This is a genomic window from Chromobacterium indicum, assembly GCF_039708975.1.
Taxonomy (GTDB): Bacteria; Pseudomonadota; Gammaproteobacteria; order Burkholderiales; family Chromobacteriaceae; genus Chromobacterium; species Chromobacterium piscinae.
The window spans coordinates 164,614-189,540 of the sequence record NZ_JAYFSJ010000008.1 but is presented as its reverse complement, the minus strand read 5'-3'; the positions used below and the strand labels follow the sequence as shown (position 1 = coordinate 189,540).

General features: G+C 65.5%; 21 protein-coding genes. 6 read left to right on the top strand and 15 right to left on the bottom strand.

The window, feature by feature from the left end; translation table 11 throughout:
- The first annotated feature begins 169 nt into the window (after positions 1–169).
- Entirely contained in the window at positions 170–844 is a 675-nt protein-coding gene (locus tag VA599_RS12735; RefSeq protein ID WP_021475694.1) for a GntR family transcriptional regulator, read from the top strand.
- Here VA599_RS12735 and VA599_RS12730 read toward each other — a convergent pair.
- A complete protein-coding gene (locus VA599_RS12730; RefSeq protein WP_346788871.1) occupies positions 838–1,737 on the bottom strand; it encodes a LysR family transcriptional regulator in 900 nt (299 codons plus the stop codon). The two genes, VA599_RS12735 and VA599_RS12730, sit on opposite strands and share 7 nt — an antisense overlap.
- Before the next feature lie 101 nt (positions 1,738–1,838).
- Between VA599_RS12730 and VA599_RS12725 the strand changes: the two genes are divergently transcribed.
- Both VA599_RS12725 and VA599_RS12720 read left to right on the top strand, forming a co-directional pair.
- Positions 1,839–2,681, top strand: coding sequence for a pirin family protein (locus VA599_RS12725; RefSeq protein ID WP_346788869.1), 843 nt, complete (start codon positions 1,839–1,841; stop codon positions 2,679–2,681).
- 26 nt (positions 2,682–2,707) lie between these two features.
- Complete coding sequence (locus VA599_RS12720; RefSeq protein WP_346788868.1) at positions 2,708–3,571, top strand: pirin family protein; 864 nt, start codon at positions 2,708–2,710, stop codon at positions 3,569–3,571.
- 64 nt (positions 3,572–3,635) lie between these two features.
- On the opposite strand, the gene VA599_RS12715 is transcribed toward VA599_RS12720, so the two are convergent.
- The 4 genes from VA599_RS12715 to VA599_RS12700 all read right to left on the bottom strand — a co-directional run bounded on the left by VA599_RS12715 (position 3,636) and on the right by VA599_RS12700 (position 13,127).
- Positions 3,636–8,573 (bottom strand): hemagglutinin repeat-containing protein, encoded by a 4,938-nt coding sequence (locus VA599_RS12715; protein WP_346788866.1) that lies wholly within the window; start codon positions 8,571–8,573, stop codon positions 3,636–3,638.
- Between the two features lie 243 nt (positions 8,574–8,816).
- A complete protein-coding gene (locus tag VA599_RS12710) occupies positions 8,817–10,523 on the bottom strand; it encodes a ShlB/FhaC/HecB family hemolysin secretion/activation protein (RefSeq protein WP_346788865.1) in 1,707 nt (568 codons plus the stop codon).
- 224 nt (positions 10,524–10,747) lie between these two features.
- A complete protein-coding gene (alr, locus tag VA599_RS12705; protein ID WP_346788864.1) occupies positions 10,748–11,815 on the bottom strand; it encodes an alanine racemase in 1,068 nt (355 codons plus the stop codon).
- A gap of 4 nt (positions 11,816–11,819) precedes the next feature.
- Positions 11,820–13,127 carry a D-amino acid dehydrogenase gene (locus tag VA599_RS12700; RefSeq protein WP_346788862.1) on the bottom strand — a complete coding sequence of 436 codons (1,308 nt, stop codon included), beginning with the start codon at positions 13,125–13,127 and terminating at the stop codon, positions 11,820–11,822.
- A 138-nt stretch (positions 13,128–13,265) separates the two neighbouring features.
- On the opposite strand from VA599_RS12700, the gene VA599_RS12695 reads away from it, so the two are divergent.
- From VA599_RS12695 to VA599_RS12685, 3 genes are all read left to right on the top strand, one after another.
- On the top strand, positions 13,266–13,754 hold the full coding sequence (locus VA599_RS12695) for an Lrp/AsnC ligand binding domain-containing protein (RefSeq protein ID WP_104946833.1): 489 nt from the start codon (positions 13,266–13,268) through the stop codon (positions 13,752–13,754).
- Positions 13,755–13,875: 121 nt separating this feature from the next.
- Positions 13,876–15,003: a methyl-accepting chemotaxis protein gene (locus VA599_RS12690; RefSeq protein ID WP_021475685.1), complete on the top strand. Its 1,128-nt coding sequence runs from the start codon at positions 13,876–13,878 to the stop codon at positions 15,001–15,003.
- A 67-nt stretch (positions 15,004–15,070) separates the two neighbouring features.
- Positions 15,071–15,538: a YbaK/EbsC family protein gene (locus VA599_RS12685; protein ID WP_021475684.1), complete on the top strand. Its 468-nt coding sequence runs from the start codon at positions 15,071–15,073 to the stop codon at positions 15,536–15,538.
- A 3-nt stretch (positions 15,539–15,541) separates the two neighbouring features.
- Here the strand turns inward: VA599_RS12685 and VA599_RS12680 are convergent, their stop codons facing one another.
- The 10 genes from VA599_RS12680 to VA599_RS12635 all read right to left on the bottom strand — a co-directional run bounded on the left by VA599_RS12680 (position 15,542) and on the right by VA599_RS12635 (position 24,906).
- Entirely contained in the window at positions 15,542–16,585 is a 1,044-nt protein-coding gene (locus VA599_RS12680; protein WP_346788859.1) for an ABC transporter ATP-binding protein, read from the bottom strand.
- A gap of 1 nt (position 16,586) precedes the next feature.
- Complete coding sequence (locus tag VA599_RS12675) at positions 16,587–18,191, bottom strand: ABC transporter permease (protein ID WP_346788857.1); 1,605 nt, start codon at positions 18,189–18,191, stop codon at positions 16,587–16,589.
- 72 nt (positions 18,192–18,263) lie between these two features.
- Positions 18,264–19,256, bottom strand: a complete 993-nt coding sequence (locus VA599_RS12670; RefSeq protein WP_346788856.1) for an extracellular solute-binding protein — start codon at positions 19,254–19,256, stop codon at positions 18,264–18,266.
- 125 nt (positions 19,257–19,381) lie between these two features.
- Positions 19,382–20,671 (bottom strand): flagellar assembly protein T N-terminal domain-containing protein, encoded by a 1,290-nt coding sequence (locus tag VA599_RS12665; protein ID WP_346788854.1) that lies wholly within the window; start codon positions 20,669–20,671, stop codon positions 19,382–19,384.
- Positions 20,671–21,393: an LPP20 family lipoprotein gene (locus VA599_RS12660; RefSeq protein WP_231150688.1), complete on the bottom strand. Its 723-nt coding sequence runs from the start codon at positions 21,391–21,393 to the stop codon at positions 20,671–20,673. The genes VA599_RS12665 and VA599_RS12660 overlap by 1 nt, the downstream gene beginning before the upstream one ends.
- Before the next feature lie 113 nt (positions 21,394–21,506).
- Positions 21,507–22,421, bottom strand: a complete 915-nt coding sequence (locus tag VA599_RS12655) for a GlxA family transcriptional regulator (RefSeq protein WP_231178801.1) — start codon at positions 22,419–22,421, stop codon at positions 21,507–21,509.
- Positions 22,414–23,319 carry an EamA family transporter gene (locus VA599_RS12650; RefSeq protein WP_021478922.1) on the bottom strand — a complete coding sequence of 302 codons (906 nt, stop codon included), beginning with the start codon at positions 23,317–23,319 and terminating at the stop codon, positions 22,414–22,416. Before VA599_RS12650 ends, VA599_RS12655 begins: the two co-directional genes overlap by 8 nt.
- Entirely contained in the window at positions 23,306–23,518 is a 213-nt protein-coding gene (locus VA599_RS12645) for a DUF1737 domain-containing protein (RefSeq protein ID WP_021478921.1), read from the bottom strand. The genes VA599_RS12650 and VA599_RS12645 overlap by 14 nt, the downstream gene beginning before the upstream one ends.
- A 114-nt stretch (positions 23,519–23,632) precedes the next feature.
- Positions 23,633–24,187 (bottom strand): isochorismatase family protein, encoded by a 555-nt coding sequence (locus VA599_RS12640; protein ID WP_221668708.1) that lies wholly within the window; start codon positions 24,185–24,187, stop codon positions 23,633–23,635.
- A gap of 98 nt (positions 24,188–24,285) precedes the next feature.
- Entirely contained in the window at positions 24,286–24,906 is a 621-nt protein-coding gene (locus VA599_RS12635; protein WP_021478919.1) for a LysE family translocator, read from the bottom strand.
- Between the last annotated feature and the right edge of the window lie 21 nt (positions 24,907–24,927).

The following is a 24,927-nucleotide window of genomic DNA, read 5'->3' as shown; positions in this document are numbered from 1 at the left end:
CCAGAAACAGCAAAGCCCGACCTCGTGTCGGGCTTTATCTTTTCCCGCCTCCGCAATTATAGAATTGCGACAAAAATGTTCAGTTTTGCCGCTTGCCAGTACAGTGAAGCTCCGTATAATCGAATACATTTGCATGTATCCGATTGACTGACAGATAAGCCCATCCACCATGACCACCCTGCAGCCGATCAAGCGCCAGACGCTTACCAGTGCCGTCACCGAATCCCTGCGCCGACGCATCCTGTCCGGCGAGTTCGCCGACGGCCAACAACTGCGCCAAGAGGCGCTGTCCAATGAATACGGCGTCAGCCGGGTGCCGGTGCGGGAAGCGCTGCGGCAGCTGGAGGCCGAGGGGCTGATCCAGATCATCGATCACAAGGGCGCGCTGGTTTCCAAGCTGTCGCTGGAGGACATTCTGGAATTGCTGGAAGTGCGGGCGATGCTGGAGTGCTCTCTGCTGAAGGCCGCCATCCCCTGTCAAAGCTCGGCCGACCACGACGCCGCCCAGCAGACGCTGCGCGAGTTCGAAGTGGCGCTCAACAACAACGACGTGCGCCACTGGGGCGAGATCAACTCCCGCTTCCACCTGGCGCTGTACCGCGCCGCCAAGCGGCCGAACACCCTGGCGCTGATCGAGCAGCTGCATAACAAGACCGACCGCTACACCCGGATGCAGATCCTGTTCACCCGCACCATGGAGCGCGCTCACGAAGAGCACACCCGGCTGCTGGAGCTATGCCGCCAGGGCAAGGCGGACGAGGCGGCGGAATTCCTGCGCTTCCACATCCTGTCCGCCGGCCATGCGCTGGAAAGCTATCTGAAGGGCCAGCAGGCCAATCACTGAGCGCAGCCGCTCCGCCAATCGGCGGCGGCCCTTCTCAGCGCGTCGGCCAGATACAGGCAGGCGGGCCCGGCGGACGCAGGCTCCGCCAGCACCAGGTACAGCGAGGCCTTGCGCACCGCTCCGCTCTTCAGCGGCAGCGGCTTCAGGCTGCCCTCGGCCAGCTGCCGCCGGATGCGATGGCGCGCCAGCCAGCCGAAAGCCAGGCCAGCCTCCACCATCGCGATGCCAGTCTCCGGCTGCGACACCGTCCAGCGCTGATGCGCGCCCAGCCAGCCCTCGTCCCTCGGCTGGCGAATGCCGGAATCGCGCAACACCACCTGCACCTCGCCGCGCAGCCTTTCGCTGTCCAGCTCGCCGCCCAAGGCGTGCAAACGGTGGCCCGGCGCCGCGCAAGCAATGAACTCCGCGTCCAGCAGCCAGTCCCCCAGAAAACCCTGCGGCACCCTCCCCGCCACCGCCAACGAGGCGTCGCCTTGGTACAAGGCGTCGTCAGCGCCCGACATCACCACCTCATGCAACTGCAGCCGCGTCTCCCGGCAATGGCCGGCGAAGTCGCCGCAGGCGGCCAGCATCACCTCGGCCGGCAGCAAGCTGTCCAGCGCCACCTTGAGCTCCGGCTCCCAGCCGCGGCGCAGGCTCCCCGCGCGCCGCTCCAGCCTGTCGGCGTGGCGCAGCAGCTCGGCCGCTTCGCGCAGCAGCACTTCCCCCTCGCCGGTCAGCCGCATCCGCCGCCCATCCTGCCGCAACAAAGCGACCTCCAGCTGCTCCTGCAGCCTGGCCACCGCGTAGCTGATCGACGACTGGCTGCGATGCAGCTTCTCCGCCGCCTGGGCGAAACCACCCTCCTCCACGATGGTCCGCAACACCTGCCACTGCTCCAGCGTCGTTTTCATAATCAATCTATTTTTTAGATATATATGCGCTGAATTTTGCGCTTTTTTATCTGATTTTTCACTGCAAAAATAAAGAGCATGAATCCAGACCGGAGAGAAACATGAGCAAGACCAGCCGCGAAGTGGAACACATCATCAATGGCCGCGAAGTATCGGACGGCGCCGGCGTACGCCTGCTGCGGGTGCTCACCGCCGACCTGCAGCGGCGGCTGGACCCCTTCCTGATGCTGGACGAGTTCCGCTCCGACAATCCAGACGACTACATCGCCGGCTTTCCCAGCCACCCGCACCGCGGTTTCGAAACCATCACTTACATGCTGGCCGGACGCATGCGCCACCGCGACAACGCCGGCAACGAGGGCCTGCTCGGGCCCGGCGGCGTGCAATGGATGACCGCCGGACGCGGCATCGTCCATTCCGAGCTGCCGGAGCAGGAGGATGGCCTGATGCACGGCTTCCAGCTATGGCTGAACCTGCCGGCGGAACGCAAACTGTGCGAGCCCTGGTATCGGGACATTCCCGCCGCCGAGATCCCGACTGCGCCAGCCCAAGGCGAGGCCCGCCTGATCGCCGGCTACTGGCGGGGCCAGGCCGGCGCGATGGAGCGCGAAGCCACCGAACCGCTCTATCTGGATCTGCATCTGGACGCCGGCAGCGAGGAAACGCTGGAAATCCCGGCCGGCCACAATGCCTTCCTCTATGTTTACCAGGGGGAAATCGCCGTCGGCGCGCAGCAGCGCGGCGTCAAGGCCAGGCAGATGGCGGTGCTGGACAACCGCACGGGCGGCGACAGCGTCGCCATCCGCGCCGCGGCCGACAGCCGCCTGCTGCTGATCGCCGGCAAGCCCTTGGGCGAACCCATCGCCCAGTGGGGGCCGTTCGTGATGAATAGCCGCGAACAAGTGGAAGAAGCCATCAGCGATTTCCGCGACGGACGCTTCTGACCCGCATGCCATTGCCAGGAGACATCATGCCGCTGCTTACACAAGCCATAGCCAGCCAGGACCGCGACATCGGCTTTCCGGTGCGCCGGCTGCTGCCCACCCGGCAGGCGCGCCGCGTCGGTCCCTTCGTATTTCTCGACCACATGGGCCCGGCCCATTTCGCCGCAGAAGGCAGCGCCGGCGATGTGCGGCCGCATCCGCATATCGGCCTGGCCACCGTCACCTATTTGTTCTCCGGCGCGATGATGCACCGCGACAGTCTGGGCACCGTGCAGCGCATCGAGCCCGGCGCGGTCAATCTGATGACCGCTGGCAGCGGCATCACCCACTCCGAGCGGGTGCCAGCCGATATCCGCCGGCAAGGCGTCGCGGTGGAAGGGATGCAATTGTGGCTAGCGCTGCCGGACGAACTGGAGGAATGCGAACCGGCCTTCGCCCACTACCCGGCCGAGGACTTGCCGCGCTGGAGCCAGGACGGCGTGCAGCTGAACCTGTTGATGGGCGAAGGCTGGGGCCGCCGCGCGCCGGTCGCCTATCCGCTGCCGGTGTTCTACGCCAGCGCCGTCATGCCTGCCGGCTCGCGTCTGGCGCTGCCGGAAAGCGTGGACGAGCTGGCCGCCTATGTCGCCGCCGGCGAGCTGGATGTGGATGGCGCCGCGCTGGGCGCCAATCAGCTGGGCCTGCTGCAAACCGGCCAGGGCGGCGAGCTGGTCGCCCGACGCGACAGCCGGGTGATGCTGCTTGGCGGCACGCCGCCGGCCAGCCCGCGCTATCTGGACTGGAATTTCGTATCCAGCCGCCGCGAGCGCCTGGCTCAGGCCCGCGCGGACTGGATCGCCCAACGTTTCCCGATGGTGCCGGGCGAGACCGAGTTCATTCCCCTGCAATAACAGCCACTCCAAAACAAAACCCCCGCCAGTTTCCTGACGGGGGTTTTCGCTTGCATCAAGCGGCTTACTTGCTCTGAATGCCGCCTTGCACCACGGTCGGCACATTCTCATGCTCGGCGCGGATCAGCGGCGCCTTGCCGGACGTCACATCGCTGACCGCCTGCTTCAGGATGCCGGACGGCGTGCTGTTCAGCTTGACCCCGCCGCCGCCGTTGTAGCGCTCGGTGGCGATGTCGGCGGTTTCCACCTTGGACTCGCCCAAATCCACCTTGCCGTTGGCGGACGAGATGGTCGCGCCGGTCAGCTGGGTCTTGCCGCCCACTTGCAGCGCCACGCCATCGGCGCCGGCGACGCCGGTGACGGCGCCGACCGAGTTGTCGCGCTTGACGGTGACGTCCACATCGGCCTTCAGCTCGGTGCCCTTGTCCTGGGCGTTCAGCAGCTTGTCCTTCAGCGTGTTGCCGCCCTTGCGCGCCAGCGTATCCAGCGTGCCGGACTTGGCCGGGCCGGAGGTCGGCTGCTCGGGCAGGGTGACGGTTTCGCTGCTAGCGTTGAAGCTCACCGCATTGGTGGTGTCTTCCTTCAGGCCTTTATTGAAGGCCAGGCTGTCGTACTTCTCCTTCACCTTATCGGACGCGGCGTTGACCAGCTCGGTGCCCTTCTCTTTCACCTTGTCCTTCAGCGGGCCGGCCTTGTCGGCGGCCTGATCGACCAGGCTGGCCTCCTTGCCGTTGGAGCTGTTGACGCCCAGCGCCACATCCACCTTGACGCTGTTGTCGCGGTCCTGACGGCTTTCCAGCGCCAGCTTGCCACCCACTTGGCCAGTGACGGTCTTGCCGCTGACGTTGGCGCCGGCCAGAGTGGCGTTGCCTTCGGCGTTCAGTTCCACCTGCTGCTTGGCGGTGACAGAAGCATTGGCGTTACTCAGCTTGTCTTGCTGATCCACCTTGACGCTCAAGCCCGCGCTGACGTCATGCACGTTCTTGGTGCTGTCCGGCTTGATCTGGCCGTTTTCCTTGTCGCTGCTGGCCTTGTTGCCGCCGCCGATATTGCCGGCCACGCTCCAGTTGTTGCGCTGGCTGCTGGACTGCGCCGACTCCAGGCGGACATCGCCCTGGCTGCCCAGCTTGACGCTGTCGCCCTGCACCTGGGTGCCGCTCAGGCGGATGCCGCCGCTGCCGGCCTCGATGCTGGCCTTGCCGCCGCTGGCCACGCTGCCGCCGGCCTGGCTGCGGCTGGACTCGTCGGTGTTGGCGTAATTGCCGCCGACGCCCACGTTGAAGCCCTGGCTCGCCTTCTCCTGGCCATTGCTCTGGCTGCCGCCAGCCTTGACGTCGAAGCCCCACTGGCTGCCGGACTTGTCGGCGCTGGATTCGGCGGCCTTGAACTCCACCTTGTCGCCCTTCAGCGCCACGTCGCCGCGGCTGGCGATCTTGTCGCCCTGCAGCCCCAGCTTGCCGCCGGCCGTCAATGCCACGCCGGCATCGGCGTCCACGCCCCCGGCCACGGCGGCGCTGGAGTTGGATTGCTGCTTGTCCACGCTCACCGCCACGCCGCCGCTGCCGCCGACATTCTTGCCGCCGCCTTCGATCGGGCTGGTGGTGATGGCCAGGTTGGCCTTGCCGCCCACGGTGCGCTGCTCGCTGCTGCTGGTGTTGTTGGCCTGGCTGAAGCTCAGGTCGCCGCCCGCGCTGACGCTGGCCGCGCCCTTGCCGCCGGCGATAGCCACGCCCTGGTAAGCCGCGTTGTTGTCCACGTCCACCTTGACGCCGTTGCCGGCGCGGATGCCGCCGGTCACCGCGGTGGAGCTGGAGGACGCGCTGGTCACCGTGCTGCCGCTGCCGGCGGCCTTGACGTTCACGTCCTCGCCGGTGGTGGTGTAAACGCGCACGCCGACATCGGCCTCGGTCTTGCTGCCGCTCTGGCTTTGGGTATTGGCCGCGGCGCTGAACTGGTGGCTGTCCGCCTTGATCTCCACCGTGTTGCCGGCCTGGTACTGGGTGCCCTGATCGCTCAGGCCCGCCTTGGCGTCCACCTTGACGGTGCCGCCGTTCAGGCTGCTGGCTTGGGCGGTGCTGGACTGGCTGGTTTCGGTGCCGACGCCGGCCTTGACGCCGACATCCACGCCCAGATTGGCCGCGCCCAGATTGCCGGCCGCGCCTGCGGCGCCGGCCACGTCGCCCTTGGCCACTTTCTCGCCTGCCGCCACCAGCGGACGGGTCACGCCGCTGTAGTCGGCGCTGACGCCCACCTCCACGCCCCAATGGCTGCTGTCGGTGGTGGTTTTCTGGGTGCTGTTGGCAGCCTGATTGTCGATGCGGCCGCCGGCCAGCTTGATGTCGCCGTCAGCCTTGACCTGGGTGCCCTGGTTGCGGATGTCGCCGTCGCCGTTGCCGGCCACGATGCTGACGCCGCCCTTGGAGTTGATCGCGCTGACCTGAGCGCTGCTGCTCTCCGATTGGCTGCGGCTATTCTTCTGATCCACGCCCAGCGCCACGCCGGTCTTGTCCAGGCCGGCGTCGATATAGATGCCGCCGCCGGTGACGCTGCTGCTCTTGCTTTCCTTCACCGTGTCCTGCGCCGCGTTCAGGCTGACGTTCTGGCCGCTGAGGGCCGCGCCGCCGGTGCCGGCGTTCAGCTTGGAACCGGTCACGGTCAGGTCGCCCTGAGCGGTGAGCGCCACCTTGTCGCCGGACAGCGTCGCCGCCTGGTTCTGCGTCGCATCGCGGTCCACGCTGCTGCTGCTGTGCTCGATGCGCACGCCGCCGCGGTACTGCTTGTCGCCGGTGATCTCGCCAACGCCGCGCAGCGCCAGCTCGGTGTCCTTGCTCTGCACGGTATCCCGGGTCTGCGACGCCGCCACCTTGATGTCGCCGTTCGCGGAAACGTTCAGCTCGCCGCCGGCGCGCACCTGGCTGCCGCTGATCGCCACATCCTTGGCGGACTGGATGGTCAGATTGGTGTCCGACTTCAACTCGGCGTTGACCGCCTGCTGCTGGCTGGCGTTGCCCTTGCTGCTGCTCTTGGTGATGTTGAAGGCGGTGCCGCTGCGCTGGTCGGTTCGGGTTTGCGACTGATTGACCACGCTGTCGATGCTGACGTCGCCGTTGCGGCTGATCGCCACCGCGTCCTGCTCGCCGCGGGCGCGGCTGCCGGCGATCGCCACGCTGTCGCCTTGCAGCGTCAGCTTGCCGCCGGCGGTCAGATCGCTGCCGGTGTTGACGGTATCGGTCTTGCCGTTGTCGCGGTTGCCGCCGCCGCCGATGCCGCCCCAGTACACCTGGTCGTTGCGCTGGTTGTTCAGGCTCACGGTTTGCTGCACGCCCAGGCTGAGCGCGCCGCCCGCTTCCAAACCGGCGTCGCGGCCGGCGGCCAGCTTGGCCGCCTTGGCGTCGATGTCGCCGCTGGCGCGGATGTTCAGATCGCGGCCCGCGCGCAATTGGCTTTGCGCCAGGCGCTGCTCGCTGGAAGTATTGTCCCAGGAGCCGGTTTCCAGGCTGGCGCCGTCGTTCTTGCGGTTGCCCTGGTCGCGGTGGGTGTCGGTCTCCGTCACGCCGCTCAGCTTCACGCCGCCATCGGCCTGCAGGCGGATATCCTGGCCGGCGGTGACGCTGCCGCCGCGGATGGCGATCTGGCCGCGCGGCTGCGCGCCGTCGGCGGCTTGATTGTCCGCCGCCGATGCCGCCGCGGTCAGCGTGGCGTCCTGGTCTGCGCGGATGCGCACGCCTTCCTGGCGCTGAGTGGTGTCGTTCTGGTCGCGGTTGTACGCCCAGGAGTTTTTCCAGGCGTGATTGCTGCTGCTGGACGTGCTTTCAGCCAGTTGGCTGTCCAGCGTCACATCCTTGCCGCTGAGCGCCACATTGCGGCCGCTGATGTCGGTGGCCGCCAGCGTGGCGGTGTCGCCGGCGCTGAGCGTCACATCGTCGCGCGCGCTGATGGCGCTGCGCTTGATGCTGGCGTCGCTGCCCTTGCTGGCGGTATTGGTTTCGCCGGTTTTCCAGATGAACCAGCTCTCGTCATGGCTGCTGTCCTGGGTAGTGGAGGTTTCCACGCGGCCGCGGCTGTCGATCTGCCGCGCGGCCAAGGCCACCTTGCCTTCGCTGGCGCGAATCTGCGCGCCTTCCAGCGCCAGCTTGCCCTGATTGGCCTCTACCGACACTTCCTGCGTGCCGTTCAGGCTGCCGCCCACGTTCACGCCCGCGCCGTCGGCGGTGCTGATGATATTGATGCGGCCGGCCTGCATCGCGCCCAAGAACACGCTGTCCAGCGAACCCACGCCCTCAGGCGCCTTGTCGCTGCGGATGATCTTGGCGTCGTCGCCCTGATAATCCACCAGATTGAAACCGGCGCGGGCATTGATCCGGTCGCGCGCGGCGACATTGCCGCGCACATCGATGCGCGGCGCGATCAGGTCCAGCACGTTGACGCCGCTCAGGCCGGAGCCGTTGACGGTGAGCGCGTTGCCGTTCCGCGCAGCCTGCAAGGAAGCGATGGCGCCGTTTTCGATATTGGCGTTGCCCACCAGCAGCGACGCGCGCGGAGTATTGATGAAGCCGCAGCCGCTGCAAGTGATGCCGTTGGGGTTGGCCAGCACATAGTCGGCGGCTTTGCCGAACACTTCCTGCTTGCCCAACAGCAAGGACGGATTGCGACTGATCACTTCATTCAAAATCACGCTGGCTTCGCGTCCGCCCAACAAGGCATTGGCGCCCAATTGGCCGGCCAGCTGCGATTGGCCTCCGGTGGCGGAGTTGTTGAACACCGCGCCCGGCTTGCCGACGTTGAAATCCTGGTACTGGTTATGCGACAGGCCCGCGGCGCTGGGCGCCACGATATTGACCACCGCCGCGCCGTTGGCGGCATTGCTCACCTGAGGCTGCGCGCCGTTGCCGCCGGCTACGATGCCGGCTGCCAGCGTGGCTTCCGCCACGCAAAACGCCAGGGTCAGCGCTGCGGCCACTTTCCCCGTTGCCGATAATCCGAAATTTATTTTTTTCTTCATGATTTGAGTCCCGTTCATCCAAAGAACAAGCAGATCCGGCCTCAGGCCGCTTCATCCAACCCATGTCGCGCGAGCATCGCCGGCCTGCCTGCCGTTCTTACCCGCACTAAAACATACGTTTGATTTCTAATCTACGTCTCTTTTTAAATCAATTCAAATGAAATACTGCCAATACCGCTTAGTCGCGTCCGCAGCTAATTTCTTTCAGAATATTTATACTTTTAAAAACAGATGCCAAAGGCATCACCAGGACAACGCCAGCCTGGCGAACAACTGATGGCCTTCCGGCTGCCAGCCGGCGGGCTTGTGCAAAGGTCGGCTGTATTCCAGATCCAGGCTGGCCTTGCGATAGCTGAACGCCAGGCCCAGGCTGGCGCCGGCAATGCTTTGCCACTGTTGGACCGAGCCGTTCGGCAATACCCGGCCGCCATCCAATCCCAGCCTCGGCGTCATGCCAACGCCTGCCATCTCGAAGCGGCGCGACAGCGTGTTGCGCCAGGACCAGGCGGTTTCGCCTGCCAACGTGTTGCGGCGAAAGCCGCGCACCGCGCTGGCGTCGGACACATCCATCTGCTCGACGCCCGGCAGATAGTCGCGGCTGGTCTGGCCGACCAGCGCGCTGTTGAGCTGGTACGGCCCGCCGGGCAAGGCCAGGCTTTGGAACCAGTTCAGCGACGCCTTCCACTTGGTAAACTGGGGATTCGGGCCGTCCGGCGCGCGCGGGTCCGGCGCGCTGGCGCCCAGCCAGCGGGTGCCTCGCTGCACGCCGGCGTCCGCGATCAACACGCCGCCGCTGAGCAGCTGCAAACGCGATAGGCCCAGCTCGGCCACGCTCAGCGTCGGGCTGGTGATGTCGATCTCGCTGTCGAGAAAGTAATTTCGCACCCGCTTATGCGTCAGTTGCGCCATCAGCGAGGTGGTCTGGTCTTGGCCGCGGCTCAACACCCGATCCACGCGCAGACCGCTCTGCGCGGTGCGGCCTGACAGATTCACCGCGCTGTTCTGCAATTGCAGCGGGTTCAGGTAATCGGCGCGGCTGGCGAAAGCGCTGAAAGTCCAATAACCGTAAGGCAGCGAATAGAACAGCGATTCGCTGCGGCTGTGCCGCACCGCGTTGTCGTTGCTGGTGCGCTGCGCCGACACGCTGATGAAGTCGGACAAGCCCAGCGGGCTGTCCCACGACAGCCCGACCCCAGCCTGCACCCGGCCGGTGCTGTCGCGGCCGGTGTTGTCGGCGTTGAAGTTCAGCCGCCAGGGCGCGTCCATATTGTTGCGCAGGCTCAGGATGGAGCCGCCCACCGTTTCGCCAGGCAAAATGTCCAGCGTCGCCTTGCTGGACGGCAGCCGGTTGGCCTGGTCCAGGCCCTGGTCGGCGTCATGGATGTTCAGCGGCCGTCCAATCACCCCGGGAAACAAGGTGGCCGGGTTGCTGCGTCGGTCGGCGCTGACGATTTTTTCCACCCGGCCCTCGTGCACGCGCAAGGTCAGCACGCCCTGTTCGTCCGGCCCTTCGGCCGCCACCCGCGCGGCGATATAGCCTTTTTTCAGATAAAGCTGGGTCAAGGCGCGGCTGTAGCGGTTCAGCTCTTCATTGCTCAGGCAGTCGCCCGCCAGCTCGCCCAGCGAAGCCACTTCCTTGCGGCTCAGCAGCTTGATGCCGGCCAGACGCACGCCCTTGACGCGCAGGCAATCCAGCTCGCTCATGTCCTCCGCTTCCGGCCGATGCATGGTATTGCTGTCCGGCAGCATCTGCCGCAGACGCTGCTGCTGGATAATGGCGTCGAAGCGGCGGCTGTTGTCCTGCAACAAGCGCCGCGAATCGTTTTCCATCTGTTGATGCATGCTGCCGGACATGCCGGGCACTTCTGCGGCTTGCGCCGCCACGCCCCAGCAGACCATCCCCGCCATCCGCCACAATCTGGCCGAAGATAGTTTTTTGTATTTAATCATCACTAGATTCTTAACTATTTTTAACAAAGGAAAACAGAAATCCCATTGCGCGTCCAGGCTAATGAGAATAACTATCAAATAATGACAAAATTACCCAAGCTTGATGCCAGCCTTGCGGCGCCGACGCAACACAAGATGCAATATAAATAAAAAACCCGGCCAATGGCCGGGCTTGTCCCTTAGTCGTTTGATTCTGAAATATCTTTCAGAAGATCAGCAAAAACTTATTCGAATGCGAAGTGGGCACGCTTGATATTGCACAGCAATTCATAGGAAATGCTGCCGGCGGCGGCAGCCACCTCGTTGACCGGCACCGCGTCGCCCCACAACTCCACCTCGCTGCCGATGCCGGCCTCGGGCAGATCGCTCAGGTCCACGGTGATCATATCCATCGACACCCGGCCGATGATGCGCGAACGGCGGCCGTCCACCGCCACCGGGCTGCCGCTGGACGCCAGCCGCGGATAACCATCAGCGTAGCCGCAGGCGATCAGCCCCACCCGTGTCGGGCGATCCGTGACGAAATTACTGCCGTAACCGATGGGCTCGCCGGCGGCCAGCTCTCGCACGCCGAAGATCCGGCTGCTCAAACGCATCACCGGCTTCAACCCATCGCCCTGCGGATAACCCGCCGGCAAGGGACTGGCGCCGTACAGTACAATGCCGGCGCGGCCCCAGTCGCGGCGCGCGCGCGGATGACACAGCAGGCCGGCGGAATTGGCCATGCTCTCCTCCCCCGGCAAATCGGCAGTAGCGGCGTCGAAAGCTTCTATCTGCGCCTGGGTCATCGGCACCCCCGGCTCGTCGGCGCGGGCGAAATGGGTCATCTTGACGATGCTCTCCGCCTTGCCGCTGTCCCGCAGCCGCTGCCAAGCGGCGCGGTAATGCTGCGGCAAAAAGCCTTCGCGGTGCATGCCGCTGTCCAGCATCAGCCAGACGCGGAACGGCTCGGCCGGATTGGCTTCCTCCAGCATGCGCAGCTGGCTCTCGCTCTGCACCACCAGCCACAAGCGATGGCTCTCGACCTCGGCCAGCTCGGCCGCTTCGAATACCCCCTCCAGCAGCAGGATGGGCGCGGCCACGCCGGCGGCGCGCAGCTGCAGCGCTTCTTCCAGGCAGGCGACGGCGAAGCCGTCGGCGATGTCGGCCAGCGCCTGGGCGCAACGTACCGCGTTGTGGCCGTAGCCATTGGCCTTCAGCACCGCCAGCGTCTTGCCGCCGTGGGCGGCGCGCGCCAGCAGATAATTGTGGCGAAGATGGTCCAGCCGTATCGTCGCAATCAATGGACGCATCGGATCAGGCCCCTTGCACCGCGGGACGGATCACCGGCACCACCAGAGTTTCGCCCTGCTTGGCGTAGCGCTGCATCGACAAGCCGTCCACGCTGATTTCCGGCTTGGCGCCGGTGATCAGGTCGGCCAGCACCTTGCCGGAGCCGGCGCACATGGTCCAGCCCAGCGTGCCGTGGCCGGTGTTCAGCGACAGGTTGGCGAAACGGGTGCCGCCGACGATGGGCGTGCCGTCCGGCGTCATCGGGCGCAGGCCGGTCCAGAAGCTGGCCGCCTTGATGTCGCCGCCGTTCGGGTACAGATCGCCCACCACCATTTCCAGCGTCTCGCGGCGGCGCGGGTTCAATTCCAGGTTGTAGCCGGACAGCTCGGCCATGCCGCCGACGCGGATGCGGTCGTCGAAGCGGGTGATCGCCACCTTGTAGGTTTCGTCCAGGATGGTGGAGGTAGGCGCGCCGGCCGGGTTGGTGATCGGCACGGTCAGCGAGTAGCCCTTGACCGGGTAGACCGGAATATCGATGCCGAGGTCCTTCACCATGTCGCGCGAGTAGCTGCCCATCGCCACCACGTAATGGTCGGCGCGCAGCAGTTCATCGCCGACGCGCACGCCGGTGATGCGCTTGCCGTCGTTCTCGATGCCGTCCACCGTCACGCCGAAGCGGAATTCCACGCCCTTGGCGCGGGCCAGCTCCGCCAGGCGGCTGGTGAACAGATTGCAATCGCCGGTTTCGTCATTGGGCAGCTGCAGGCCGCCGGCCAGCTTGTGCTTGACCGCCACCAGCGCCGGCTCGACGCGGACGCAGCCGTCCGGGTCCAGCACGTTGAAGTCCACGCCGCATTCGCGCAGCACGGCGATGTCCTTGGCCATGCCCTCAACCTGGGCCTGGCTGCGCAACAGCTGCAGCGTGCCGCCCTGGCGGCCTTCGTATTGCAGGCCGGTTTCGGCGCGCAGTTCCTTGATCTTGTCGCGGCTGTACTCGGCCAGGCGCATCATGCGGCCCTTGTTGACCGCGTAGGCTTTTTCATTGCAGTTGGCCAGCATCTTGGCGATCCACTGCAGCTGGTACAGGCTGCCGTCCGGGCTGATGGCCAGCGGCGCATGACGCTGGAACATCCACTTCAGCCCCTTCAACGGAATGCCGGGCGCCGCCCACGGCGCGGAGTAACCGGGGGAGATCTGGCCGGCGTTGCCGAAACTGGTTTCCAGCGCAACGCCTTCCTGGCGCTCCAGCACCGTCACCTGGCAGCCGGCCTTGGCCAGATACCACGCGGTGGATACGCCCAAAACGCCGCCGCCCAGCACGATTACCTTCATTTCTGTCTCCGTTTGTAGTCTTGCCACTACCAGATAGTGAATTCCGCTAGTATATGCATTGACATCTGGTTTTTTTCACTGAAATTGATAATAATCAAATGATCTTTCTCAAATCTTTCTCATATAAATAGTGAAAACATGAAGCCAATTCTCGCCGCCGCGAAAGCACTGGACAAGATGGACCGGAAAATCCTGCGCATCCTGCAGAAAAACGGCCGCATCGCCATGACCGAGCTGGCCGAAAAAGTAGGCTTGTCCACCACCCCCTGCACCGAGCGGGTGCGGCGCATGGAGCGCGACGGCATCATCGAAGGCTATTACGCCCGCCTCAATCCGCACGCGCTGGGCGGCTCGCTACTGGTGTTCGTCGAAATCAAGCTGGAGGCCAAGTCCGGCAACATCTTCGACGCCTTCCGCCGCGAAATCATGAGCATTCCGGAAATCCTGGAGTGCCATCTGGTGTCCGGCGATTTCGACTACCTGATCAAGGCGCGCATCCCTGACATGTCGATGTACCGCAAGCTGCTGGGCGACATTCTGCTGCAGCTGCCGTCGGCGAAAGAGTCGAAGAGCTACGTGGTGATGGAAGAGGTCAAGGAGACCTTGCAACTACCGCTGGATGAATAAATTTTTCTTTAAAATCAATGCATACAACTTGACCAAAACCCAGAAAAAGCTTGCTTTTACCTGCCACGTCAACCAAACCCAAAATAACAAATTCAGTAAAAACACGTAGCGGGAGACTGGGATGTTTGGCTTCACAAAGACGGCGGACAAGGCCGAAGACGCGGCGCGCCGAGTGCGCCAGCTGGAAAGCGTGCTGGACCATGCGGACAATCTGATCATGCTGTGCGACACCAGCCGCGACAACGTGATTTTCTACATGAACAAGACCGCGCGCGAAGCCTTTGGCAAGCATCGCGACATGATGAACCAGAAGTTCCGCGCCGGCGTCGACGTCAACCACGCCCACGGCCACAGCATCCACCAGTTCCACCGGGATCCGGAACACAACCGCCGCATTCTGGCCGACCTGGCCGGCCGCAAGATCGATCAGCACGTCGCGATGATTCCCGTCGGCGAGGTGATGTTCGAAACCAAGGTATTTCCAATCTGGGATTCGGCAAACCCAAACCAGTTGCTGTGCTTCATGGCCAGTTTCCAGGATGTGTCCTCCGAAATCCGCGCCCAGAAACTGCAGGAACAGGGCAATCAGCGGCGCGAGTTTCTGGAGGCCCGCGTCAACGAGCTGTCGGAAAACATGCAGGCGATGAGCGCCACGATCCAGAACGTAGCCGTGCAAACCACATCGGCATCGGAATCCGCTGAATTGATGCTGGACGAAGGCCGCAAAGGCGCCGTCATCGTCAACGAAACCAGCGGCAGCATGAAAAACGTCGGCGGCATGGTGCGCGACACCGCCGACAGCCTGGAATCGCTGGGCCAGCGCTCAGTCACCATCGGACAGATCATAGGCGTGATCAAGGATATCGCCGACCAGACCAATCTGCTGGCGCTGAACGCCGCCATCGAAGCGGCGCGGGCCGGCGAAATGGGCCGCGGCTTCGCCGTGGTGGCCGACGAGGTGCGCAAGCTGGCCGAGCGCACCACCAAGGCCACCCAGGAAATCGGCGACATGATCCGCGACATCCAGAACGAGGTGAAGCAGAACGTGGAAGCCATTGAGCGCGGCCGCCAGCAAGTGGACGCCACCGAGAGCGACTTCCTGCGCGCCGAGCAGGCGCTGACGACCATCGTCAACGAGATCAACAATATGCGCGATTTCGTGGTGCAGATCGCCAACGCCGCCGAAGAACAAGCCGCCACCTCGCAAGACATCGCCGACAAGCTGGCCGCCATCGTCAACCAGACCTGAGAGCCTGGCGTCTTTGGTTCTCATCGGGAATAATGGACCGCACCCATTTTCCCGACGAGAACCGCCCATGAGCCTGGAATCGGTCAAAGCCTTCTTCGCCGCCCGCCAAGCGGACATCGCCATCATCGAGCTGGACGTCAGCACCGCCACCGTGGCCGAGGCCGCCGCCGCCCATGGCGTCGAGCCCGGCCGCATCGCCAAGACGCTGGCCTTCCGCCTCAGCGACGGCCGCGAGGTGATCCTGGTCGCGCGCGGCGACGCCCGCATCGACAACCGCAAGTTCAAGGACGCCTTCGGCAAGGGCAAGATGCTGCCGCCAGAGGAGGTGGAGGCCATCACCGGCCACCCGGTCGGCGGCGTCTGCCCCTTCGGCCTGGCCCGAGAGCTGCCCATCTACCTCGACGTGTCGATCCAGGCTTTCGACGAGGTGCTGCCGGCGGCCGGGGCGGTGCACAGCGCGGTGCGGATCAGCCCCGGCCGTCTGGGCGACATCACCGCCGGCCAGTGGGTGGACGTCTGCCAGGCTTTCGCCTGAGCCTCATTCCCGGGGAAACGCCAGCAGCGGCCTGGGCTGCAGCCGGATGCCCACCATCTCCCCGACCGCCAGCGGCCGCTCATGGCCCAGTTCGGCCAGCAGCCGCCGGCCGGACAGCAGCTCCAACGCATAGTGGCTGACCGTGCCGCGCAGCACCCTGTCCACCACCCTCGCCCGCAGCGGGCTGCCCGGCTCCGGCACCACCGCGTCCGGCCGCAGCAGCACGTCCACCTCGGCGCCGTCGTCGAAGGGCAGGCCCTGGTCGCATCTCAGCTCGCCGGTCTCCAGCCACACCGCGCGGCCGCTCACTCTGCCCGGCAGAAACGCGCCCTGGCCGATGAAACCGGCCACGTAGCGATTGGCGGGCCGATGGTAAAGCCCGTCCGGCGCGTCCCACTGCTGCAGCCGCCCTTGGTGCAGCACGCCCACTTGGTCGGCGATGGAGAAGGCCTCGTGCTGATCGTGGGTGACCATCAAGGCGGAGATGCCCTGGGATTTCAGAATGGCGCGCACCTCACGCGCCAGCCGTTCCCGCAGCTCGGCGTCCAGATTGGAAAACGGCTCATCCAGCAGCAATAGCCTGGGTCTGGGCGCCAGCGCGCGAGCCAGCGCCACCCGCTGCTGCTGGCCGCCGGATAATTGGTGCGGATAGCGCGCGGCCTCGTCCTCCAGCCCCACCAGGCTCAACGCCTCCGCCACTCTGGCCTTGCGCTCGGCGCGGGGCAACGCGGACAGGCCGAAAGCCACGTTGTCGGCGGCAGTCAGATGCGGGAACAGCGCATGGTCCTGAAACACCATGCCGACCCGGCGGCGATGAGCGGGCATATTCACGCCCACGCCGAACACCGTCTCGCCTTCCAGCCGGATGAGACCGGCCGACGGCGCCTCGAATCCCGCGATGCAGCGCAGCGCGGTGGTCTTGCCGCAGCCGGAGCCGCCAAGCAGGCAGGCGATTTCGCCCCCCTCCAGCGAGAAACTCATGCCGTCCAGTACCGGCCGGCCGGAAAAAGCCAAGCTTACCGCGTCGAATTCAAGCGTTTTGTCCATCTCACACTCCAGGCTTCTGCCGCGACAGCAGCAAGACCGGCAGCAGGCCGGCCAGCACGATGGCCACCGAGGGCAAGGCCGCGCGCTGCCATTCGCCCTCGCTGGTCAGGTTGAAAATGCGCACCGCCAGCGTGTCCCAGCCGAAGGGCCGGGTCATCAGCGTGATCGGCATCTCCTTCATCGCGTCGACGAACACCATCAGCATCGCGGTGAAAATGCCGCCCTTGAGCAGCGGCAAGTGCAGACGGAGCAACAGCCGTCCGCCATATACGCCCAGGCTGTTCGCCGCCTCTTCCTGGCTGCGGCTGATCCGCTGCATCGCCGCGTCCAGCGCGGAGTGGGCCACGGCCAGGAAGCGCGAGGCATAGGCCAGCATCACCACCAGCAGCGTGCCCTTGAACACTGCGGACGCGCCTTCCGGCAACCAGCGGCCAAAATGCTCGAGCAGCAGATTGTCCAGCGCCGCCACCGGCGCGAACACCCCCACCGCCAGCACCGTGCCCGGCACCGCGTAGCCCAGCGTCGCCAGCCTGATCCACGGCCGGCTGCCCGGATCGCGCCGGCCGGCGAGCACCAGCCACAGCGCGATGGCCGGCACCAAGAGCGCCGCCATCGCCGCCAGCGACAGCGAGCTCTTCAGGCTGTCGAGCAGATCGGCGTCCAGATCGCTGGCCAGATGCCCGGCCGCCCAGACCAGGATCTGGCCGAAAGGCAAGACGAAGGCCAGCAGCAAGACCAGCGCGCAGAAAGCGCAAGCCAGCCAGCCGCGCGCGCCGGCCAGGCGGGTGCGCGGCAGCGGCGCCGCCCTGCCCGCCTGGACATAGCCGCGCTCGCCGCGGGCGCGCTGTTCCAGCCACAACAGGACGAACACCAGCAAGACCAGCAAGGATGCCAGCTGCTTGGCCGCGGGCAGCGAGAACAGGCTGAACCAGGCCTTGTAGATGGCCGAGGTGAAGGCGTCGAAATTGAAGATGGAAACGGTGCCGAAATCGGCCAGCGTCTCCATCAGCGCCAGGCCGAGCCCGCCCGCGATCCAGGGCCGGGCCATGGGCAGCGCCACCTTGAAGAAGCCCGCCAGCGGCGACAAGCCCATCGATTGCCCGACCTCCAGCGCGCGCCGCCCCATGCCGGCAAACGCGTTGCGGGCCAGCAGGTAGACGTAGGGATAGAAAGCCAGGGACAGCACCAGCACCACGCCGGGCGTCGAACGGATGTCGGGCACCCAGGAAGAGCTGCCGAAAGCCTGGCGCAGCCAGGTCTGGAACGGTCCGGTGAAATCGAACAAACCTAACTGGGAGAATGCCATCACGTAGGCCGGCATCGCCAGCGGCAGCATCAGCGCCCAGGAGAACACCCGCCGCCCGGGAAAGTCATGCACCGCGGTCAGCCAGGCCAGCGGCACGCCCAGCAACAGCACCCCGGCGCCGACGCCCAGCAGCAGAACGGAGGTGTTGCGCAGCAGCTCCGGCAGCGTGTGCTCCGCCAGATGGCGCCATACTTCGGCGTCTGGCTCCAACAGGCCCAGGGCGATCACCGCCAGCGGTATCAAAGTGAGCAGGCTGGCGGCGGCGGCCGACGCGCGCCAGCGCGAAACGGTAAAAGGCATGCGATGCGATCCAACGGCGGCGGGCCCGCCATCGGCAGACGGCGAGCCCGGTTCAACACAAATCGCGGCGGCTTACTTGTAGCCGGCGCGGTCCATCAGCTTGACCGCCTCGGCCTGCCGGGCGCCGGCATTGGAGACGTTGATGTAGTTGTGCTTGAAATCGCCCCAGGCCGCCACGCGGGCGTCGGGCTTCACCTTGGGATTGACCGGGAATTCCATATTGACGTCGGCGAACATGTTCTGCGCCTTTTCCGAGCTCAGCCACTCCAGGAATTTCACCGCGCCCTTCTCGTTCCGGACGTGGCGGGTCACGCCGGCGCCGGAAATATTGACATGGGCGCCCTTGCCCGCCTGGTCGGCCCAGAAAATGCCCACCGGCAGCTTCGGCGACTTCTCCATCATCCGGCCGTAGTAGTAGGTGTTGGCGATGCCCACCTCGCACTGGCCGGCGGCGATGGCCTCCAGCATCTTGGTATCGTCAGGGAATGGCGCGGCGGCCAGATTGCCCACCCAGCCCTTGACCACCTGCTCGGTCTTGGCCGGACCCATTTCAGCCAGCATCATGCCCACCAGCGACTGGTTGTACACCTTCTTGGAAGTGCGCAGGCAGAGCTTGCCTTTCCACTTGGGATCGGCCAGATCGGCATAGCTGGACAGCTGGGACGGCTTCACCTTCTGGGTGTTGTAGAAGATGGTGCGGGCGCGGATGGACAGGCCGTACCACTGCTTGGCCGGATCGCGCAGGTGGGCCGGAATGTTGGCGTCCAGCACAGGAGAATTGACCGCCTTCAGCAGCCCCAGGCGCTCGGCCTGCCACAGATTGCCGGCATCCACCGTCAGCAGCAGGTCGGCCGGGCTGTTGCGGCCCTCGGCGCGCAGGCGCTCCATCAGCGGGCCTTCCTTGTCGGACACCAGCTTGACGTTGACGCCGGTTTCCTTCTTGTAGGCTTCGACGATGGGCTTGAGCAGTTGCTCGCCGCGGGCGCTGTATACCACCACTTCCTCGGCCAGCGCGGGGCCGGCCACGGCCGCCAGCGCGGCGGCCAACATCAGTTGCTGTTTCAAGGTGTTTCCCCTGTTCGATTGAGACGAAAAGCGAAGTGCGGGGAGCACCGTAACACCAGCTGATAATACTTATCAATACAAAAATAAATTGAAAACAGCGGAACTTCCGGCAGAAAAAACCACCATCAGCGCGCCGTTCCGAAGCGGACGTAATCCCCCTCCGCCACGCGGGCGCTGCCCTGCGTCACGCCTATCGAGAAATTGGGCTGGACCTGGGTCAGCGTCACATCGCCGTTCAGGCTCTCCGGCATGCCCAGATCCCGGCCGGAAATCAGGTCGCGCAGCGGCTGCCCGCTCGATCGCTTGTACAGCAGCAGCTTGTCGCCCACCGCCATGCCGTCCAGCAGGCCGGCGTTGATGTAAACGCGCTTGCCCTCCAGCCTCACCACCCGGGCGGAGAACGGGATGCAGGAAATCACGCTTTCGATGCGGTCCGACACATTATCCAGCCATCTATCCACCTGCCTGCCGTAGTCGCTCTGCCAGAACGCGACAGAAGCGAAGGGCTGCGGCATGGTAGGAATCACCGGCCCTTTCGAGCTCACGATGCCGCTGACCCTGTCCTTGGCGATCAGCGAGCCGGTCAGCCCGTCGTATATCCAGAATTCCAGATCGAACTGCCGCTGCGTGGGCACATACTTGACCCCCGCGCCGAACATGCCGGCAAAGGGGCCGTTGTAGAACACCCCCTGCTGGCTGGTATTGTTGGATTCGAACAAAGACCTGCGCACGCCCTTGTCCATCACCGATGTGGACAGCACCCGGCCCGCCACCACGAATTGGACGTTCTCTCGCTGCCCCAGCTGGCTGGCGACCTGCCAGCCAGCATCCGGTTCGGCAATGCGGCTGTCGGCTAGCACCGACACGGTATTGGCGTCCTTCACCACCAGCATGCTGTTGTGCGCCAGCCTGCGCGCCAACTCAGTCGGCAGCGCGGTGGCCAGATCAGGCATATCGGACGCGTCGGCCGGATGCGCGACATCGAAATACGTGGTCACCAGCTTGCGCTTCAGCGACCGGCCCACCGGCATCTGGCAGGCCGGGTCTCCGCGCCGTTCCGGCGCGGGCGCCTGAGCGGCCTTGGCCGCGCCGGTATCCACCTCAACCTTGACGTGGTACAGCTTGCCTTGCGCGTATTCGTTGACGACCCGCACCGCGCCTTGCACTGGAGACAAGGCCCTCAGCGTGCTGGATTCGCCCTGCCGGCCGGCATCGACCAGCTGCGTCGACTCGATGCGCGCGCCCTGCCTGATGGAGAGCAGCTTCAACGCGTCCTGTATCGCCATCTCGCGCGCGGCGACCGGCCCGTTGTCCAACGGCGCCACGCCCTCGGCGGTCAGGATTTCCGCTTGCGACGGGCCCGACAAAACAAATGCCGCCGCAAGGGCGGCGGCGCGGATAGCGATTCGCGTCATTACTGGGTCACGTAGAAATTGTTGCTGTAGCGGGCTGGCGAAACGGTCATGACGGCGGGCGCCGGCGCGGCCGCCGGGGCCGGCACGATCTTGGTGGCGCCGCAGTTGGCTTCCGGACAGAGCGCGCCGGCTGTGCCGGTTTCCTTGGACGCCTGCATCACGCTGCCGGTTTTTTCCATGGAGTGGCGGAATTGCTTGTAGAACTCCTGGTCCAGCGTGATCTCGGCCACCGCCTCGCTGGTGCCGTCCGGCTTCATCACGGTGGAAACGATGGTGACGCCGCGCAGATAGGCGTCCACATAGGTGCGGAAGCTATCGCTGTTGGCGATCATATTGGACACCGAGCTGTTGCCGACCAACTTCATGCCCTGCACCTGTTCCGCGATCGCGCGGAAGGCGTCCAGCCGGGCGGCTCGCATCGCCAGCAGCTTGCGCTGCGACGGCGTCAGGCTGTTTGTGTAAGGCGCGGCGCCGGAGCCGGTCACGCGGACGACGATGGGCTGGAAGGGATTGACCTCCTTGACCACCACCCTCACCTCCTCGCCGCTGGCTGTCTCGTCGCCGGAGCCTACATAGCCGACGCCTGACGGCACCGAGCCGCTCTCCTTCATCGGCATCGACGCGGACATCGCGGATGTCTGCGGGGCAGGCGTGGCGCAGGCGGTCAAACCGGCCACCAGGGCGAACAAGGCGAGGCGAGACGTACGACGGACTGTATTCATGGCAATTACCGATAGGTGTTGATGGAATGGTATGAACCATTCCCGGAGCTCGTCAACCTGAAACATCGGCAATAACTGATGAAACTTGAGAAGCGGACGGCATGCGCGGCTTCTCAGTCATGCGCGGCGGCGGCCCGGCTCATCTGCCTGGCAGAGGAAAAACCGGCCGACAGCGCCGCCTTTTCCTTGCCCAGGCCGGCCGAACGCCACTGCTCGGCCAGCGCCAGGCGCAGCGCGCGGTGGTAATCGTGCGCCGAAACGCCGGCCTGGTCGCGGAACAGCCGGGACAGGTGGCGCGTACTGACATGGACCTTGGCGGCCAGCTCGTCCAGCGGCCAGTCCCGCACCGGGTCGGCGCAGATCAAATCCTGGGCCCGGTGCAGCGCCGGGTGCAAGTGGTTGCGCCAGGCCAACCATGGCGACAGCTCCGGGTCCTGCGGCGAGCGGCGGAAATACACCACCATCTCGCGCGCCACCGCGCGGGCGATCGCGGGATCGGCCAAATCTGCGATCAGATGCAGCGCCAGATCGATGCCGGCGGTGATGCCGGCGCTGCTGTAGCACGGGCCGTCAGCGACGAATACCCGGTTCTCCTGCACCCGGGCGGCCGGCGCCAATGCGCGCAGTCTTTCCAACAGAGTATGGTGGCTGGTGCAGGCGCGGCCGTCGAACAAGCCGGCCTCCGCCAGCAGCAGGCTGCCGGAGCAGACGCCCGCCCAGCGGATGCCCGGCTGGCGCCGGCGCTCGGCCAGCCAGGCGACGATGCGCCTCGCCTCCGGCCGTGCATAGGCCTCGATGGACGGCGTCGAGCCCGGCGCCACCACCACCGCGCCCTCCGGCAACGCATCCGGCAACGGCGCCAAGCCGCCCAGCGGCAAGCCCAGCGAAGTGTCCACCGCCTCCGACGCGCCTATGTAATGCAGGCGAAAGTCCGCGCCCTGCTGTCCCGCCAGGCGGAGAGCGTCGGCCGGCCCGGCCAGATCCAGCAGCAAAACGCTGGGCGACAGCACGAAATAAACGTCACGCACGGCTGGTTCTCCTGGAGGCGGCCAATGCCAGCAGCCTGCCGCCGAACACCGTCGCCAGCAAACCGGCCATCAACAAGCCGCTGCCGGCCAATTGCGCGGCGGTCAGACTCTCGCCCAGCAGCCAGTGCGAAGCCAGCAGCCCCACCACCGGCACCAGCAGGGAAAACGGCGCCACCTTGGCCGCGGCGTGCCGCGCCAGCAGGCGGCTCCACAAGCCATAGCCGAACATGGTGGCGACAAAGGCCAGGTAGGCGACGGCGAACAACGACTGCCCATCGAAGCCGCGCAGCGCCGCCTCGATGCGCTCGCCGCCCTCCAACTGCCACGACAGCAGCAGGAAAGGAATAGGCGGAACCAGGCTGGACCAGATCACCAGCCCCAGCGGCTCCACTTTGAAACCATCGCGGCCGATCGCGCGCACCACGATATTGGACGCCGCCCAGCTGGTGGCCGCGGCGATGGTCAGGCCAAAACCCAGCGCCGTCATATCGCCGCCCTTGCCCATGCCTATCAGCGCCAGGCCGCCCAAGGCCAACGCCACCCCCGCCAATTGGCTGGCCTGCCAGCGCTCGCCCAGGAAGGCCCGAGCCAGCAACAGGGTGAAGAAAGCTTGCGACTGCAGCACCACCGAGGCGAGGCCGGCCGGCATGCCGAGCTTGATCGCAGAGAACAGGCAGCCGAACTGCCCCACCCCCACCGTCAGCCCATACAGCGCCAGGTAACGCCACGGCAGCGCCGGCCGCTTGACGATGAACACCGCCGGCAGCGCCACCAGCGCGAAGCGCAGCGCTCCAAGCAACAGCGGCGGCACGCCGGCCACGCCCCATTTGATCACCACGAAATTCACGCCCCAGACCAGCACGATGGCCAGCGCCTGCGCCATGTCAGCCAGCGGCATGGTCGCTCCCCGGCCACAGCACCGCCTGCGCGACGATCACCCGCTCGCCGTTGAAAGTGGCCGCCGGCGAGCCGTACAGCCGGTAGCCCAGCGCGAGCGCTTCGCTGACCCGCTTGCAAAAGGCCGAATCGTCCGGCCCGGTCAGCAGCCGATATGCAGGCAGGCCATCGGGCGGAATGTCCGCTACATGTTGCGGCATGCTTTCTCCTTATTCAGACAAATCCAATGACGACACCTTATGACATGCCAGCGTCAAGCGGCAAGCGCCGGCGGCTTTCATGCACGTTCGCCGCCCGCGCGGGCCGACCCATCATCAGTCCGCCATCCGCCTCAAAGCCTCCTCCACCGTGACGATGGTGGCGAAGCGCCCAGCCAGCACCAGCTCGGTGCGGGCGCGGATGTCGGCGGCGCTGTAAACGACGCCGCTGCCGGCATGGGTCATCGGGAAGGTCAGCGTCGCCTCGGTGACGAAGTCCACCTCATAACCCAGGTCGGACGCCACGCGGGTGGTGGTTTCGCAGCACTGCTCGGTGCGGATGCCGGAGATGGCCAGTTTCTGGATCCCATGCTTGATCAGCCAGCTTTGCAGGCCGGAATCGGTCAGCGCATTGTGCACGTGCTTGACGAAGGTAGCCGCAGGCTGGTGCGTCATCCAGTCCAGCGGCCGCACCAGGCCTGAAGCGGCGGAAAACGGGCCATCCGCGCCCGCTTCGTGCAGGATGTTGATCACCGGCACGCCGCGCGCCTGGGCGCCAGCGATCAGCGCCTGCTGCGCTTCCCGATAGGCCGGCAAGTCTTGCTCGGTCCAGAACGGACGGTGGCGGAAGGATTCCTGCACATCGATCACCAACAATGCGGTCTTTTTCATTTCGCCTCTCCCGGCGGTGTGGATATGGACAGCATCGTAAGGCGGATAGCGCCAGGAAATAAGGCCGCAAGCGGACAAGCACCTGCCAAAAAAGGACATCATGCCATCTGGGCGAGCGCAGGCGTCAGTTCGTCATACAGCAGCCAGAGCGCGGTAACGGCCATCAGCGCGCCCATCGTCAGGTTGTAAAGCAGCAAGGCGCGAGGCGCGGCCAGCCAGCGCCGCAGCTTTTCGCCGCCCCAGGCCCACACGCTGATGCAGGGCAGATTGACCACCGCGAAGGCTAGCGCCAGCAGCGACGCCGCCAGCCAACGGCCGCCTTCGCCTGCCGGCATGAACAGGATGGACGCATTCAACACCATCACCCAGGCCTTGGGATTCAACCACTGGAACAAGGCCGCGCCGACGAAGCCCAACGGCCGAGCCTGCTCGCGCGCCTCCGGCTGGCCGGAACGGGCGATCCGCCATGACAGCCACAGCAAATAGACGCAGCCGGCCACCGCCAGCGGCAGCCGCCAGGCGCTGAGCCAGCCCAGCATCTGCGCCAGCAGCATGGCGACGATGAACACCTGCAGCGCGCAGCCCAGGCTGATGCCCAGCATGTGCGGCACGGTGCGGCGGAAGCCGAAATTGACGCCGGACGAGGCCAGCATCAGGTTGTTGGGGCCCGGGGTGATGGACATCAGGGCGACATAGGACAGCAAGGCGAATTCTGGCATGGCGGTTCTCCGGCGAAACGG

Excerpts from the sequence above, each read along its gene's own strand:
- VA599_RS12650 (WP_021478922.1), bottom strand. The coding sequence starts at position 23,319 with ATGCCGCTGGCTGACATGGCGCAGGCGCTGGCCATCGTGCTGGTCTGG.
- VA599_RS12660 (WP_231150688.1), bottom strand. The coding sequence starts at position 21,393 with ATGAATACAGTCCGTCGTACGTCTCGCCTCGCCTTGTTCGCCCTGGTG.
- VA599_RS12680 (WP_346788859.1), bottom strand. The coding sequence starts at position 16,585 with ATGGACAAAACGCTTGAATTCGACGCGGTAAGCTTGGCTTTTTCCGGC.
- VA599_RS12690 (WP_021475685.1), top strand. The coding sequence starts at position 13,876 with ATGTTTGGCTTCACAAAGACGGCGGACAAGGCCGAAGACGCGGCGCGC.
- VA599_RS12695 (WP_104946833.1), top strand. The coding sequence starts at position 13,266 with ATGAAGCCAATTCTCGCCGCCGCGAAAGCACTGGACAAGATGGACCGG.
- VA599_RS12665 (WP_346788854.1), bottom strand. The coding sequence starts at position 20,671 with ATGACGCGAATCGCTATCCGCGCCGCCGCCCTTGCGGCGGCATTTGTT.
- VA599_RS12645 (WP_021478921.1), bottom strand. The coding sequence starts at position 23,518 with ATGCCGCAACATGTAGCGGACATTCCGCCCGATGGCCTGCCTGCATAT.
- VA599_RS12710 (WP_346788865.1), bottom strand. The coding sequence starts at position 10,523 with ATGATTAAATACAAAAAACTATCTTCGGCCAGATTGTGGCGGATGGCG.
- VA599_RS12640 (WP_221668708.1), bottom strand. The coding sequence starts at position 24,187 with ATGAAAAAGACCGCATTGTTGGTGATCGATGTGCAGGAATCCTTCCGC.
- VA599_RS12715 (WP_346788866.1), bottom strand. The coding sequence starts at position 8,573 with ATGAAGAAAAAAATAAATTTCGGATTATCGGCAACGGGGAAAGTGGCC.
- VA599_RS12685 (WP_021475684.1), top strand. The coding sequence starts at position 15,071 with ATGAGCCTGGAATCGGTCAAAGCCTTCTTCGCCGCCCGCCAAGCGGAC.
- VA599_RS12700 (WP_346788862.1), bottom strand. The coding sequence starts at position 13,127 with ATGAAGGTAATCGTGCTGGGCGGCGGCGTTTTGGGCGTATCCACCGCG.
- alr (WP_346788864.1), bottom strand. The coding sequence starts at position 11,815 with ATGCGTCCATTGATTGCGACGATACGGCTGGACCATCTTCGCCACAAT.
- VA599_RS12720 (WP_346788868.1), top strand. The coding sequence starts at position 2,708 with ATGCCGCTGCTTACACAAGCCATAGCCAGCCAGGACCGCGACATCGGC.
- VA599_RS12730 (WP_346788871.1), bottom strand. The coding sequence starts at position 1,737 with ATGAAAACGACGCTGGAGCAGTGGCAGGTGTTGCGGACCATCGTGGAG.
- VA599_RS12675 (WP_346788857.1), bottom strand. The coding sequence starts at position 18,191 with ATGCCTTTTACCGTTTCGCGCTGGCGCGCGTCGGCCGCCGCCGCCAGC.
- VA599_RS12635 (WP_021478919.1), bottom strand. The coding sequence starts at position 24,906 with ATGCCAGAATTCGCCTTGCTGTCCTATGTCGCCCTGATGTCCATCACC.
- VA599_RS12725 (WP_346788869.1), top strand. The coding sequence starts at position 1,839 with ATGAGCAAGACCAGCCGCGAAGTGGAACACATCATCAATGGCCGCGAA.
- VA599_RS12735 (WP_021475694.1), top strand. The coding sequence starts at position 170 with ATGACCACCCTGCAGCCGATCAAGCGCCAGACGCTTACCAGTGCCGTC.